Genomic DNA, 16,501 nt, shown 5'->3' on the forward strand with positions numbered 1-16,501 from the left:
CCTTATGCCGCGCGAGCCGCCAGCACATCAATGCCGGATTGGTGTTCGGTCCAGCGCGCGGACAGGCTGCCTTCGCTCATCCCGACCCCGAAGCCATTCATTGCCTGAACAAGGCGGGAGGCGGCAAGCGCTGCTGCGGCCTCCTGGGGCGCTATTTCAGGAGCGGGCGTCGGCGTTTCGTCCGCGCCAAGCCTTGCCGCGCCCGGATCAAAGGCCAGGGCAACATTGCCGATGGTGGCCGTAACGCCATTGGCCCATTTGAAGGTTGCGGTGGATAGCGGCACATTATCGCCGACCTTGCCGCTCTCCCCGCTCGATACCGAGCGAAGACCGATTTCGGTGATCCCTAGTTCGGCCAGCGACTTGATCTCGTCCGTCTGCGACACGCCATCGCCATTGCGATCAGCCCAGACTTTGAGCTCACCAAACCGGGTATCCTTCGCGTCGATCTTCCCATCCCGCGTGCTGTCGAGCACCGACAGGCCATCCCATGCGCTGGTTGCGCCGTCCTTCTCGGCAAGGAACGACAGCTCCGACGCGTGCGTGATCGAACCGCTGCCGTCGCGGTCGATAACCAGCATTCCATCGCCCCCCGACATCCAGCCGGTGTTATCGGCAACGCCATCTCCATTCATATCGAACGCGGCGCGTGATCGGTTCGAGCGTTTGGCCTCCAGGCCATCCCCATCTAGATCGACCAGGATTGTGGACAGCAGACCCACGATCCGGTCATCGAACGCCATGATCGCCGCTGGCGCGATCTGGCCGGCATCGGCGCTCAGCACCCCCTTGGCATAGCGCGGCGCCACGCGAGCCGCAGCGCTGCCGCCCGTCACGGAATAGCTGCGCGCTTTGCCCTTCCAATCGCTGTTCTGGAATTCGATTTCGGGCAGCTTTGACATCGCCTTGAACGCCAGGCCGACATCGAGCAGCGTGCCGCTCGCGCCAGTGGCGCGGGTGAAACTGCCTTTGTTATAGATGACATTGCTACCTGCGCTCGTCGCCTCACCGGTGGGCGTACCCGTCAGCGAGATCGACACGACGCCAGCCTCAGCGAGGCTTTGCAACTCGCCCGCGTCGGTCAGGCCGTTGGCATTCGCATCCCGCCACGCGCGGAATTCCACGAACCGGGTATCAGCCCCATCGAGCACGCCATCGGTATTCGTGTCGAACGCTGCCAGGCCCTCCAGGTCGGTCGTTGCGCCGGCCTTGTCCTTGACGAACGAGATTTCGTCGATGCCGTCGATCGCACCGTTTCCGTTGCGGTCGAGCGCAAGCAGCGCGTCGCCGGCTTCGATCCAACCGGTCTTGTCCGCAATGCCGTCGCCATTCATGTCGAAGCGCGTCTTGCTGTCGGCCAGAGAAACCAGCCCTGCATTATCTCCATCGAGATCCAGGACGATGGGAGGGGCTACTTCCGCAACGGGCTCTTCATCTGCTGGCTCTTCCGGATCGAAAGCGAAGCTCACGTCGCCGATCAGTCCGGTCGTTCCGTCGGTCCGCTGAAACTCGGACGTCGCGAAAAGCACATTGCGATCGCTGACAAGCTCCTGGTTCGTGAGATTCAGGGTGAGGTTCAGACTCCGGATCCCGAGCGACGACAGCGAGAACAGCTCGCCCGCTTCACTGACCCCGTTCTGATTAATATCGCGCCAGATCTGGAAGCGCGCAAAATCCACGTCGCCCGCCTCGAGGAAACCGTTGCGGTTCGAATCCCAGGCCCGGAGCCCTTCAAGATCGGTCACCGCCTGATCATCGTCCTTGGCGAAGGACAATTCGCGCGCGTCGTCGATGATGCCGTTACCGTTGCGATCGAGCACCAGCAGGCCGTCGTCCGCTCCCACCCAGCCGGTCTGTTCGGCCAGGCCATCGCCGTTCATGTCGAAGCGCACACCAGAGGTGTCCGCCTCGGCCATTTCCACGCCATCGCCATCGAGATCGAGGATGATCGGCAAAATGCCCGACTGTCCGTGCTTGAGGAAGATGATTTCGAACCGCTGCGGTTCGCCAACCTTTCCGGAAGCATCCGTCATCGTCACGTCCATCCGATAGACGAGCTGGTAGCTCCAGCGACCTCCATACACGGGATGGTTGCGGATCCCGCCCTCCCATTCGCCGTCCCCGGGGGTATTGAAGGACAATCGACCGTTATTCCACGCAACCGACACTGTGGGGTTGGCATAATTGTCCACGTCGGAACTTCCACCAGGTGACGCAAACTGCTCCTCGGAGCTGACCAGGCTGATGCTGTAGCTCACTGCCGCGCCACCGGTATCGGGATCATAGCCGTATAGCTGACCGAGGAAACCGTTCGACTGATCATCGCGGACGATGAACCTGGGCGTATATCCGAGAACAGGCCCTTCGTCGTCGTCGGTCACAGTGATCGTCACGGGAGCGGTAGCAACGTTTACAACCGGGCCACCAAGGTCGGTAGCCATCACATTCAAGTTGAATGTCGCCCGCGAAGCATCACGGCCCAAGTAGACATACTGCTGTTCGTAATACCCGCTCCCATAAGGGTCATACGGGTCCTGGACCCACACGTCCTGCCATTCGTATACAGACGTCAGCGCTTCATAGTCGAAAGGCACGTTTAGAATGATCTGGCCCGTCATCGCTTCAATCGTAAAATTCCCCTGGCTGGACGAGCCGTCGGCGAAGCTCCATCGCATGTTAGCTTTTTCCGGATCGCTCAACTTCGGAATGAGATCGCGCACCGCGACCATGGGGCCGACGGAATAATTTTCCGGAATGTCAAAAGCATCCGGGGCCAGTGTATGCTGCTCATTAACATCCGCGACCGAGACCGAGAACCACTCGTCTCGTACAAAACCACCCGCGTCGGTTGCACGGACCAGGATGGAGTGAGTTGTCTCGGGAACGTCATAATCAAGCCCCGTTGAACCCACCATCAACAGACCATCGTAGCGGATCGCAAATCGGTCGCCAGCACTATTGAGCAACGAGTAATTTGTTATGTTACCCTCAGGGTCGGCACCCCCGAACCAAGCTATCCCGGTACCCACGGGGATGTTTTCGTCAAACGAAAGCGGTACATTTGCCCATATGTCGCTTGGGGCTTCATTCACGTCCCCGATTGCAACGGTGAACCACTCGTCCCGGAAGAGCCCGACCGCGTCGGTCGCCCGGACCAGGATAGATTGCGTCGCGCCCGCTTCGTAGTTCAGACCGGCCGAGCCCACCATCAGCACGCCGGTTGGCAACATCGAGAACCGGCCACCCGCGTCATTTAGCAACGAATAGCTCGCTAGATTGCCATCGGGATCGAACCCGGCGAACCCGGCGATAATTGTCCCGACGGCAATGTTCTCGTTGAAGGAGAGTGGGCGATCTGCCCAGATATCGGTCGGGGCTTCTGGGAGATCGAGGATCGTAACGGTGAACCATTCGTCGCGTACAAGGCCGCCAGCATCCGTCGCCCGGATCAATATCGACGGGCTCGCGCCCGCCTCATAGTTGAGCCCCGCCGAACCCACCTTGAGCCGTCCATTGGCATCGAGCGCGAAACGGCCACCTGCGTCATTGAGTAGCGAGTAACTCGCAATATTGCCGTCTGGATCGGCACCGCCGAACCAAGCAAGGGCGGTTCCAACGCTGATATTTTCGTTGAACGCCAGCGTTCGGTCTTCCCAGATATCGCTAGGATTTTCGTTCAGATTGCCGATCGTGATCGCGAACGACTTGTCATATGTGAGCCCGCCCGCGTCGGTCGCCCGAACCACGATCGTCTGGCTGGCCCCCGCCTCATAGTTGAGGCCGGCTGCACCGACCATCAACTGACCGCTGGGCGCCATAGCGAAGCGCCCCCCCGCATCGTTAACGAGCGCGTAGCTGCTGATATTGCTGTCGGGGTCAGTCCCCGCGAAAGAGGCGAGAACCGTGCCTATTGCGATGTTTTCGTTGAATGTCAGCCCCTTGCTCGCAGAGATGTCGGTCGGGCTTTCGTTGACATTGCCGATCGCGACCGTGAACCACTCGTCGCGCACGAGACCGCCGGCATCGCTCGCGCGTACCAGGATCGACCGGCTCGCTCCGGCCTCGTAGTTCAGCCCAGCCGAGCCAACCATCAGCAAGCCGTCCGACCGCAAGGCGAAGCTCCCGCCCGCGCTATCCAGAAGCGAATAGCTGCTGATGTTGCTGTCAGGGTCCGAGGCGACAAACCAGGCGATGCCGGCGCCAATCGGGATGTTTTCGTTGAACGCCAGCGTCCGGTCGGCCCATATATCGGTCGGAACTTCGTTGACGTTCTTCACCGAGACCGTGGCATCTTCCACATAGGTGAGACCGCCCGAATCCTGGACCTGAATGCGGATGGTGTGCGCTGTGCCGCCCGTCGCCTCATAGTCGAGCAGCGCGCCTGTCACGACGGTGATAGCTCCAGTGCTGGCGCCGATCTGGAATCGTCCTCCGGCATTGTTGAGCAGGCTGTAGACGCGACTGTCTCCGGCGTCCCCATCCGTGGTGGCGAAGTTCGCGACCAGCGTGCCCGCACCAGCGTTCTCGTTCACCTCGATCGCGCGGTCGGGTACCAGATCGGTCGGTCGCGCATTCAGCACGATGTTGAGCGCTGCCGAAGTCGACGCGGTCTGTCCGGTCGAGGTCTCGCGCGATGTTGCCGTCACGGTCAGCGCAAGATCCTGCGTCCACGACGCCGGACCCAGCAGGCGAAGGCCGGATAGCTCGGCCGGTGCGAAGCTCCATGTCCCGCTGCCGACATTTGTCCCACGATCGAAACTAAGGCCTGTCGGGAGGCCGGAAATGCGGACACCGAGGGTCTCGGAGCCGTCCTGGTCGGTGAGTGCCGCCTGGACATTGAGAGCCCAGCTTCCGGAATCGAGGGTCGGCTTGGTGAGCGGTGCGACGGGTGTGGCCGCCGTTGCGCTCGTTATGACTGGGGCATCCGCGCCGGGGGTGACGTTGACCAGGAAAAACTTCTGGGTCGACAGACCGCCTGGATCGATTGCAGTCACCTTGATCATCGCCGAACCGCTGGCATTTGGTTTGGTCCGGATGCTGAGGACGCGATCCCCCGCGGCATTGGCGCCGCCCACGGTCACGCTCTGGATGACGCTGTTGTCGATAACCGCCGGGTTGTTCGGATTGACGACGACCGCGGTTACGCTGATGCCCGTCACCGGCGTGACATCGTCGGTCACGCGGATCGTGACTGCAAGCGGAGTGGCGCTATAGGCGTCCTCGGCGATTGTTTGGGTGCTCACGTCGCTCAGCACGGGAGCGCCGTTTTGATCCCAATAGTTCTTCCATTGATTCTCGAAGGCGAGATTCGCGTGCAACGCGGCATAAGCGGTCATATCGGCCGGCTTCGAATGGGCCGCCATCAGCGCGACCAGGCCGTCGATATTGATCTCTTTGGTGTAGTGCTGGCCGGCGATGACGAAGTCGATCTTGAAATTGGCAAGGTCGCCCGGTGTCGCGGTGACGAAATAGTCCTTCACGGTAGTGGTGGTGCTCGTCCCGACCACGCTGATGACCAGATTGTTGCCCGATCGTGCGAACCACAATCGGTCGCGATTGATGTCTTGATATCCGATCACATCGATGTCGGTGCCGCTCGGGTCGAAATTGCGGATCTCGTCGACACCCGACGATACATTCATCAGGTAGGTGTCATTTCCGGTGCCGCCAATGAGCACATCCATGCCCGCGCCGCCGTCCAGCGTGTCTCCGCCGGCCTGCGCATCGATCGTGTCGTTGCCGTCGCCGCCGAAAATCTGGTCGTCCCCCCCGCCGCCATAGATGGTGTCGTCTCCAGCGCCGCCATACACAATGTCGCGCTGGGCAGTGCCGGTGATCTGGTCGGCATAGGCCGATCCGATCAGGATCTCAGGCGCATCCTCGAAAACATCGCCCTGCGCCTCACCGAGCGAACCGGATCCCGTCGTCAGATTGACCGCGATCGCAGCACCTGCGGAGGCATAGGTAACGGTATCGACACCCTCTCCGCCGAGGAACCGATCGGCATCGGTACCGCCCGAAAGCGTATCGTCGCCGCTGCCGCCCTCGAGGCGGTCCGCGCCCGCGCCGCCGGTGAGCGAGTCCGCATCGCCGCCGCCGTAGAGCAGGTCGTTCCCCGTGCCGCCGTCCAGCGTATCGAGGCCCACGCCACCCTGTAACGTGTCGACGCCGTCGCCCCCGGCCAGGGTATCGTTGCCATCGCTGCCGTCGATGAGGTCGGTGCCAACGCCGCCCGCAATATTGTCGTTGCCAAGCTCACCATAAAGGCGATCATCGCCGTCCCCACCGTTGAGCGTGTCGCCACCATCGCCGCCATAGAGATCATCGTTCCCCGCGGCCCCGATCAGCGCGTCGTCTCCCCCCAGACCGCGCAATATGTCCCGCCCGCTCTGGCCGGTGAGCGTATCCGTCGCGGAGGTGCCGATCAGGATATCGTCGCGGTCGACAAGGGCGAAAGTGGACCTGCGCGTGAGCGACAGTGCGCCGGCACCACCCGCACGGTCCTTCACCGTCACATCCACAAACACGCTTGGGCTGGTCTCATAGTCCAGACCGGCCATCGCTCCAGCCTTCAGCCACAGCTCGTTTCCGTTCCGAATCTCGAAGCGCGTATCGCTGACGGAATAGGCCAGCACCGCATCGGTTCCGCTCGACGGCGAATCGGGATCGATGGCGGCGAGCGTGCCGAGCAGAATCGCGGGTGGCGCCGGATCGTCGCCGATCCGGTCACGCTCCGTCACCGTGGCGCCAGTCGCCGTCAGCGTGAGACTGGTTGGCGCTTCGTTCACATTGACCACGTTGACAACGAAGTTTTCAACCCGCTTCAGTCCACCGGCGTCCGTCACGCGAACCTTGATCGCATGGCTGGCAGCAGTCTCGTAGTTGAGCACCGCGCCCGAGGCGACGGTCAGCTTGCCATCGGCAGAGAGGGCGAAGCGTCCCCCCGCATTATTATCGAGCCTGAAGGTCAGCCCCGTAGCGGGCGTGTCGGGATCAATCGCTGTGAGCGTTGCGATCAGCGTGCCGCTGGCGGCATTCTCGTTCACCACGAGCGCGGGGGCGACGATGTCGATCGGCGCCTCATTGACGTTGATGAGGCTTATCGTGAACGCCTCATCGCGGGTCAGGCCACCGGCATCCGTGGCGCGTACCCAGATCGTCTGCGTAGCCCCAGCCTCATAGTCGAGGCCTGCCGTGCCGACCGTCAGCAGGCCATTGGCCTGCAGCGCAAACCGCCCGCCCGCATTGTCCAGCAGGACCAGGCTCGTGATGTTGTTCTCGGGGTCCGCGCCCCGGAACTGGGCGAGGCTGGTGCCTGCCGCCAGATTTTCCTGGAACGCGAGCGGCGCCTCCGCCCAAATGTCCGTGGGCACTTCATTGACGTTCGCGACGTTGACCGTGAAGCTCCGGGTGACCGACAGCCCCCCTCTATCCGTGGCGCGTACCACGATCGCGTGGCTCGTCGCCGCTTCGTAATCCAGCACGACGCCCGCCGCGAGGCGCAGCTCGCCCGCCTGGGTAATCTCGAACCGTCCGCCAGCGTTGCTGTCCAGCGAGAAGACCAGCGGATCGACTGCGCCGTCAGGATCGACTCCCGTGAGGAAGGCGACTCGCGCGCTGCCCGTAACATTCTCGGCGATGCTCAAGACAGGCGCCACGATGTCCGTCGGCGCCTCGTTGTGATCCGCGACCGCCACGGTGAACAGGCGATCAGTCGAGAGTCCTGAGGGGTCGGACACCCGAACGCGGATCGAATGACTTTGCGCGCCGTCGAAATTGAGCACCTGTCCCGATGCGACCTGCTGTGGCGTTCGATTGACCAGCAAGCGCCCATCATTGGTGATACGGAACCTGCCGCCGGCGTTATCCAGCAGATCGAAGAGCAGCGCCCCTTGGGGATCGTCAACGTCGGTGGCCGAGAAGATGCCGACCTCCGTGCCGTCGGCCGCAAGCTCGTCGACCGCGAGCGGCCCGGACGTCAGGCCGACCGGCGCGTCGGCGACCGACGCGACAGCCACCTTCACCTCAACCGCGACGGCCTGACCGTCGGCGTCAGTGGCAACGACCGTGAACGCGTCGCCGCCGTTGAAGTTCGCGGTCGGCGTGTAGACGAACTTCCCGGTCGCCGTATCGAGCGATACCGTCCCATGCGCCGCCTGCGACTGGAGCGCGTACCCGACGATATTGTCGTCGTGGTCGACGACACCCGCTGCGATCAGCCCCGTCGGATTGTCCTCGTTAATGCTGAGCGCGATGGGGTTCGCGCTCGGCTTCGCCTTGTCTCCAGCATGCCAGTAGTTCGCCAACTGCGCTTTTATCGTCTCGGGCAATGCGTTGGGCGCTGCCAATTGTATCGCGGTCATGGCGTCGATGAGCGGTTCGGCATGCGCGAGGAACAGGGTGTGGGTCGCCGTCGACACCGAATACATCGGAGCAAGGGAGGGTGACGAGAAATAACCTCGAAGGGTGACCCGGTCCGAAGTCCCGATAATGCCGATCTGCAGGTTGATTCCCAGTCGACCGAACCAGATCTGATCGAATGTGATCGCCTTGTCGATCACAATTCTGTTCTTGCCGCCGGAGTCGAAGAGCACATCGCTGCCGAACCCAGTGCCAAATATATATATGTCGTCCCCGGCTCCACCATCGAGCCGATCGTTGCCAGCGCCGCCGGTGATGGTATCGTTGCCAATGCCTCCAAAGATCGTATCGATGCCGTCGTCACCGATGAGAGTGTCGTTACCATCGTCCCCGTTGAGGGTGTCGTCGCCAGTACCTCCCGTCAATGTGTCGTTGCCGGCGCCCCCATTGAGGTTATCCCCGCCTTCGCCCCCGTCGATACGATCATTGCCGGCACCACCAGAAGCGAAGTCATTCCCAGCACCGCCCGCGATCGCGTCATCGCCGTCATCCCCGTAGAGTGTGTCCGAACCAGCACCAGAGATCAGGACATCGTCCCCGCCGTTCCCATGGATGATATTGTCACCATCGAGGCCATCAATGCGATTGCCGCTGTCGTCGCCGTCGAGCGTGTCACCAAAGGTTGAGCCGGTGAGATTTTCTATGCCGGCCAGGATATCACCAGCAGCATCTCCACCGATTTGCCCTGTCGCGGTATTGCGCAGATTGATCTGAACCGCCGCTGTCGAACGCACATATCGTGCGGTATCACCCCAGCCGGCTATGGTCGCGGCGGAATGGCTACCGCCATCGATCAGGTCCGCGCCCGCGCCCCCCTCGATGACGTCGTCCCCTGCTCCACCCGATAGCCTATCATTGCCTGCCCCTCCGCTCAGCACATCATGGCCCGCTCCGCCGTCTAGTTGGTCTGACAAGGCACCTTCCTGGCCGACCAACAAATCGTCGTTCGTAGTCCCCATCAGCACCGCGCCGCTGCCCGCAGTCAGGATGCTGGCAAGCGAAACCGCCAGTCCGTCTTGGAACTGCAGCGTTTCAATCCGACTGTTTACCATGAAATGATTGCGAATCGTGACCTGGCTCAAGGCCGATCCGCCATAGCGGATGATCAGGTCGTTGCCGCTGATGATGAAACTGAGATCGCTGAGGCTTATTCCGGCTCCCATTTCGAGAACGTCATCGCCCGCATCGACCGCGGGATCGAAACGCTCACGGGCGACCTGCTGCCCGTTGACGCGGGCATAGCCGCCGAGCCACCCCGACTGGATATAAGCAGCCGGCGCCGGCTGCGCTGGAGCTGCAACGGTCGGGGCATACAGCGCGCTGTCGTAAACGAGACTGCCCGACGGGTCGGTGATCCTCAAGCGCCAATAATAGCGGTTGGTGAAGCCGGGCTGGAGTTGCCCCGTCGACGCCCAGGTGGCGGTGAAGCCACTGGCAAGTGCGCCAGCCGCAGTAACCGCATCTTCTACGATGAAGCTGCTGTCGTCGATGACATCGGCACCATCAGCAACGTTCCAGATATAGGTGTCGTTGCCCTCCCCTCCGAGCAGCGTGTCGTTGCCTTGGCCGCCGGCAAGTTCGTTGTCGCCGTCATCCCCACCGAGCAGATCGGCTCCGCTTCCGCCGAGCAGGTTCTCGATCCCGCTATACGTGTCGCCAGCGGCGTCGCCGCTGTTGGTCGAGGCAAGCGACAGATGCGCGCGAACCCCCGCGCCGGCAGAGGAATAGGATGCTGTATCCAGGCCGTTGCCGCCGATCAGCACGTCCGTGCCAGCGCCGCCATCGAGTATATCGTTGCCGGCACCGCCATACAGCACGTCGTCGCCGATCTCGCCCTTCAGCACATCGGAACCGCTGTTGCCTGCAAGGATATCGTTGCCGAGGCCCCCGGCGAGCACGTCGTCACCGGCGCCGCCGGTCATCCAATCGGCGATGGACGTGCCGGCAAGCGGCGCGGCGGCAGTGCCGTCCGCAAGATCGGTGCCCGCAACCAGGTTGGTCGCCGAGATATCCAGGATGCCGGTCTGATAGAATGCCAGCTTCTCGATCTGGCCGGGTGCGGCGTACCAGTCCTTCAGCGTGATGCTGTCGGTCAGCGATGCTGCCGAGGCGAACTCGGCATTCTCCTGCGTAATACCCAGCACCAGGTCCTTGCCGTCCGCCGACCGCGACAGCACCACGTCCTGAACGTTGATCCCCAGCGCCATCTCGATCGTATCGACCCCGCTATTGGCAGAGATGGCAGCGCCCGCCGGCGGATTGAAGTAGCGGAGAATATTGGCCGTGCGATCGAAATCGAAGCGGCCCAGCCACTGGAGATCGACCTTTTCCGCCGTCCCGACATTCTTGCGGAGATAGACACCGCCTGGGCCGGTTACCTCGCCGGTCGCGCCGTTATAATGGTATCCAGCCGCTTCGTTCCAATTGCCCGCCGTCCAAACCGTCTGCCAATAATTGGCGTACTCATCGAGCATGACGTCACGCCCGTCGCCGCGTGCAAATTTGAACGTGTCGTTGCCGGCGCCACCGACCACGACGTCGCCGTCACCGCGCCCGCCCGACAGGATGTCGTCGGCATCGCCACCATAAAGATCGTCGCCGCCGCCGTCGCCGGACAGCACATCCTTATCCTTGCCGCCGATCAACTGGTCGATGCCGAGCCCACCGATGAGAAGGTCCTTGCCCTCATGCCCCGCGACCAAGTCGTTGCCGGCACCGCCATTGCCGATATCGTCGCCGCCGAACAGCAGGATGGCGTCGTTGCCCGCGCCGCCATAGACGAAGTCGTTGCCTTCGGTACCGATCAGCACGTCGTTGCCGGCGCCGCCGATGATGAAGCTGGTGATGTCACCGATCCGGATCTCGGTACCGTCGGTGAACTTAAGCCACTCGACTCGCTTGAAGCTGTTCGTGAACCAGTCCTTCACCGTGAGCTGCGTGCCTGAGAAGACCTGGGCGTCGTTCTCGGTCTTCATCACCCGGATGATGAGGTCGTCGGAATCGGCACCTGATCGCGCGAGCACGATGTCGCCCATCTCGATTCCGGTGCCGAAAACGATCGCATCCTCGCCGCCAGCGATAGCCTGGCTGCTCACGCCCGGCGCATCGCCGACCCAATTCTTCTTGATCGTACCCGCAAGCAGTCCCGCCATGCGCTGGCTGACATAGTCGCCACTGCCCGCCGACGCCGCTAGCGCGCCTTCAGCTTCGTCATCAATGATGTCGGCGCCGTCGCCGGCACGAACCACATACTGGTCGTCGCCGAGCCCGCCTTTGAGATTGTCACCGCCACCCGTGCCGCCGGCGAGGATGTCGTCGCCCGCGCCGCCGGTTAGCAAGTCGGTGCCGTCGCCGCCTTCTAGCCAGTCGGAGCCTTCGCGACCTTTGAGCGTGTCGTTGCCAGCGCCGCCGTCGAGATAGTTGCCGTCGCCGCCCAATGCACCCTGATCGGCCGTGCCGACGTCGAGCAAGTCATCGCCATCACCTCCGAGAAGCCAGTCGTCGAGACGGCCGCCAAAGAGCACGTCATTGCCTGCGCCGCCCAACAGATTGTCACCAAGGTCGGATGCATAGATAGTGTCGTCGCCCGTGCCCGCGTCCACCGTCGCGGCAATAGGAATTGTGAGCCTCACCCGATCGGTGGTGCTGGCAGCCACCGAGACCATAGAAGCCGCCGGCCGAGATATTCCAAGACTAATCGCAGCGGCGGTGCCAGCGTGGACGACTGTGTCGTCAGCCCAAGCCAGCGCCCATTCGCTCTCTCCTGCGACAATCGTGCCCTTACCGGTCAACAGCGTGCTTCCGTTGGAGAGCACATCGGCACCTTCAACGGCCTTCACACCCAGCGTGAAGCTCTCGTCCTGCTCGAGGCCGCCAGTGGTGGCGTTATTGTCAGCCATCAACGCGACGCGGACGAAATATTCGATAGCGCCGGTCGAGAGCGTAACCGCTGATGCATCGCGCCAGTCAGTGCGGCCGTCGGCCGACACTTGGAGGGTGGTGCCGTAATCAAGTCCTGCCACCGCCGAACCATCCGCTAGCGATAAGGCTAGCGTCACCGCAGACCCGGCAGCCTTTGAAAGTGCGATGCGAAAGATCGCATGACCGTCTTGCTCCCCGGCATAGGAGCGGCCCACGCTCAAATAGGCGCGATCCGCAGCATCGACAATCTTTACTCGGGCGTCCGGGCCGACTGGCATGGCAGTGGCTGTGGGCGCGAGAGCTACCCAAAAATTCTCGTCGGCCTCTCCTGGAACGTTTGTCGCAACAGATAAGGCAAGATTAGCCCTGTAGGCTCCGGCGGCGATGTTCACGGACTGATTGATCTTCGCATTGTAATCACTGCCCGACGAAGCGATGTCGTCGTTGAAATGGCCGTTTATTGTAAAGCCGCGCTGATCGAACAATCCGCCGCTGCGCAAGTCGACAACGTCGGAGCCTGCCGTCGCGTCGATCATCGTCTGGCCCGCGACATCGATCGAGTCGTACATCGCGTAACGACCAAACTGTACGACGCGTGAATATTTGTCATTCTGCGCATCGTAGTCAAAATGGAATCTACCGAACGCGGCTGTCGTGTCCACTTCAGCAAGCGCGGATTTGAATCCACCATACCAATCCGACGCGCTCCGCCGGTCCAGACCAAGTTCCTTGGCGCGCGTTGTGACGACTATCCAACCGGCGAGATAAGCGTCCCTTTCGCCGCCCGTAAGTCCGGCGCTGATCGCCTCGATCGCGCCGGGACTATTCCGGTAAAAGCTCCAGTCGCGCGCTATGCTAAGGTCGCCAAACAGTGCCTGGGTGTCGACGGTTCCGTCGCTGGTGCCGTGCCGGGTCGGTGAGCCGTACAGCGCACGCTTGACGAACACATCGCCGCCGATGAGTTTGAAATCCGGATCGGACAGGGCCTGCGCGACTCCGTAGTTGATCAGGCGCTGCGTGGCATCTTTACCCTTGAACACCCTGGTGATCGCATCGGTATCCTGGGTTGAGTACGGTCGATACACGAACTCGGATTTGCGCATCCCATAATTGCCCGCCTGGACGGCGGTCGGATTCAGCAATACACCGCCGGTCGCAGCGATAATCCCGTTGAGGGTCTCGGCCGCCGATGTGGCCAAACTGAAGGCGGCATCTTTTGACCCCGATTTTCGCGACCAGACATTGGCCACGACGAATTTGCCTTGTGCCTCGCTCCATTGCGCGTCAGCCCCGGACCGGGGAGTTCCTCCGAACAGTGAACCGATCAGTCCTCCCAGCAGGAAACCTGCAAACGCGCCGACAACCGCGCCCAACGGCCCCGCCAGAAGCGTCCCAGCCTTGGCCAGTTCGGTCACGGCCAGCGAGCCAAGCGCCGAGCCGAGCGACGATCCGAGTTGTCCGCCTATCGTGTCGAAGGTGATGATCTCCGACGCCAGCTTGCTGCCGACAAACGATCCGACTGCGTTCAGGACCTGCGCGCCGCTGATATCGAAGATATCCTTCAGCGTCTTGCCGCCCTCGGCCAGATTGACGGCAATCTGGCCAATCGCCGACCCGAGCGCGACATTGGCAAACTCCCCGGCGAGCCCGTCGAGTCCGATCGCGTTGATCAACTCGGCCGTAATGAACGACGAAATGGCGCCAAGCGCCGCATCCTGGAGGTTGCTCGGGAGCTCGGCAAGTCCTGTATCGACTCCCTGCGCGAGTGAATCGGCGGTGGCTCCGGTCGCGATCGCTTGGCCCACGCTTCTGGCGAGCGAGCCCATAACGCCGCTCAGAACCACCCCTGCAAGCTTGTCGTCTCCGGCCAGCGCGCGGCCGAGAGTTGAACCGAAGATGCTACCGATCTGGCCTGCGACGCCGATCTCGCGCACCTGCGCCTTGACCTGCTGCTCGAAGCTTCCCTGGAATTCCTTGGGGTCGACGAACTCCTTTCCGTTTTCCCGATATTGTGCAGCCAACCGTGCCGCGACCAGCCGGGCCGACACGGAGACGATCCGGTCTCCGCGGAACTGGTCGGCGACATTGCCCTCGATCTCGCGAACCGAGATCACCATCGCGCCGGGCCGAGCGTCCCGATCCTGCGCGGCCGCTATGTCGCGCGGCGTCTCACCCACCACGGTGACCTCTGCACCGTCCCTCTGTTCGCTGGCGACCGCGATGCCGGTCTTCGCATTAGCCTCCATTTCCTGGAAGACAACACGCTGCTCAGCGTTGGGCGACACGACCTCTTTGCCATCGACCGAATAGCGCGTAGTGCCACCGGCCTGGCGAACGACCTTGTAGGTGTGATTGGTAATCGTAGGGTCGATGGCGTCGGAGACAGTCCTCGTGATCGCGACGCCGTCGGCCCCTGACTGGATCACGTCCGCAACGATTACCTTCGTCTCAAGATCGTAGCCATTCTTGGCGACGCGGACCAGGACATAGTCCGAAGGGCCGAGCCCCACCACCAAAGCTGATGTAATCGAGAGTTCGCCCCGAGTTGAGCGTCGGACCTCGACATTCGGCTGAACGCCTGCGGCATCGCTCGCCCGCCTTAAACTGTTGACAATACCCTGCCCAAAAAGCTGGAGATTGTCGCCGGTAAGCTGGCTTTGCTGCACCAAACCTGGACTTGCGACTATGTCGAAATGGAAATGTCCATCTTCTTCTGCAGGACCAGGGCGTATCACGAGCATGGTGCCGATCGGCAAATCGCCCGTCGCGTCTGGGTTGACGAAGCGGGCCGGCGTACCCGCCTCTTTAACAATATAGGCGAGCGGGATTGGCCCCGCCGCGATACGCTGGACATTGTACGTCACGCCAGGCGCGTCGTCGAACCAGATGGTAGAGTTGTCTAGAGTAAACGCGCCCCAAGATGAGTCGAGCGCGCTGACATAGGTCTGGAAACTGGCAATCGCCGAATCGGTCAGCGGGCTGGCTGGTAGCGGCACGGGTCCGGAACCGAAGACATAGGGCACTTGCGTGGCGCCCGGTGCGGCGACCATCTCGGTGCCAACCGGACCGAGGTCGATCGACTGACCGTTGATCAGGCGCGTCGTGATCTGCGAAAGAACCGACGTCGTGCTGCCGATGAAGTCATTGACGACTGCGCGCGTTTCGTCGTCGGATGCGTATTTATATAGTCCATAGCCGACCGCGGCGATGAGGGTCTCGGGCAGCAATCCGAGGCCCAATGCCATCGTAGAAAGCTCAAGCCCTACCGCGACGCTGGCGTCGCGCAAGATGGTATTGCGCTCCTGTACCGAGTTTGCATTGCTCGCCCGCGCGACATCCGGCGCGGCAAGAGCGAGGGTGAACACCACTCCCAACAGCCCCGGGATTCCGATTTTCTTCAAGAACTGCTTCGGCATTGCGCGGGCAGCAGGCGTATTGTTTAGGTAACTTGCGATGCTCCCATCATCGATATGGCTGATGAACCCGGCCAGCCCTGTTTGCCGCGCAGCACTCCTGTTGAAGGGATTCGCCTCCATCTCGGCGATGGTTTCGCGTAGATAGGCGATCATCTTGGGTGGCGCGTCGAACGCGATCCATTTCGGGTCAACGCCTGCGGCAACCAAAGCAGCGCGTTCGTTGCGCAGGCTCAGCAGATCGGCATGAAGGGCGTCTTCCGCAGCGGTGCTTGCGTTGAACTTGTCCGCAGACAGATAGGTGTTGGCTTGCGCACTGACATCGATGCCAATGGCACGAGGGTCCTGCGCAGTAAGAAAGAGATCGCCGTCCAAAAGGCCCTTGTAAGTGGCGTCACGCAAATCCGCAGCAAAAGTCTTAGCCGCCGCCACCATTTCGTCATAGGCAGCGGGGCTGCTCTCGCGGCCCGCTTCAATCAGGTCCGCAGCAGTGGCACCGCCTGCAAAAGTGCGCCCCAGGAAATCGTCCAGCCGAGCTCGTTGTACGGCTTCCATCCAAGGGTGGTTGGATTGGTGGAGCGGCGTGGCGGTAGCCGACGCCACATCCAACATGTTCGTGAGATTGAGTTTGTTCGTGTCAAGCTCAATCCAAGTGCGGCCCCCGATCAGATCGATGACCGGATGATCGACCAAGCCTTGCTGCAACACATGGTGCGTCTCGACGACGTGGGGAGTTCCAGGCATGC

At 62.0% G+C, this 16,501-nt stretch carries 1 protein-coding gene; it reads right to left on the reverse strand.

What is annotated here, in order from left to right; translation table 11 throughout:
• Positions 1 to 2: 2 nt before the first annotated feature.
• Positions 3 to 16,499 (reverse strand): cadherin domain-containing protein, encoded by a 16,497-nt coding sequence (locus ACG3SL_RS18565; protein WP_448662640.1) that lies wholly within the window; start codon positions 16,497 to 16,499, stop codon positions 3 to 5.
• Positions 16,500 to 16,501: the final 2 nt, after the last annotated feature.

It is taken from the genome of Sphingomonas degradans, from assembly GCF_053502645.1.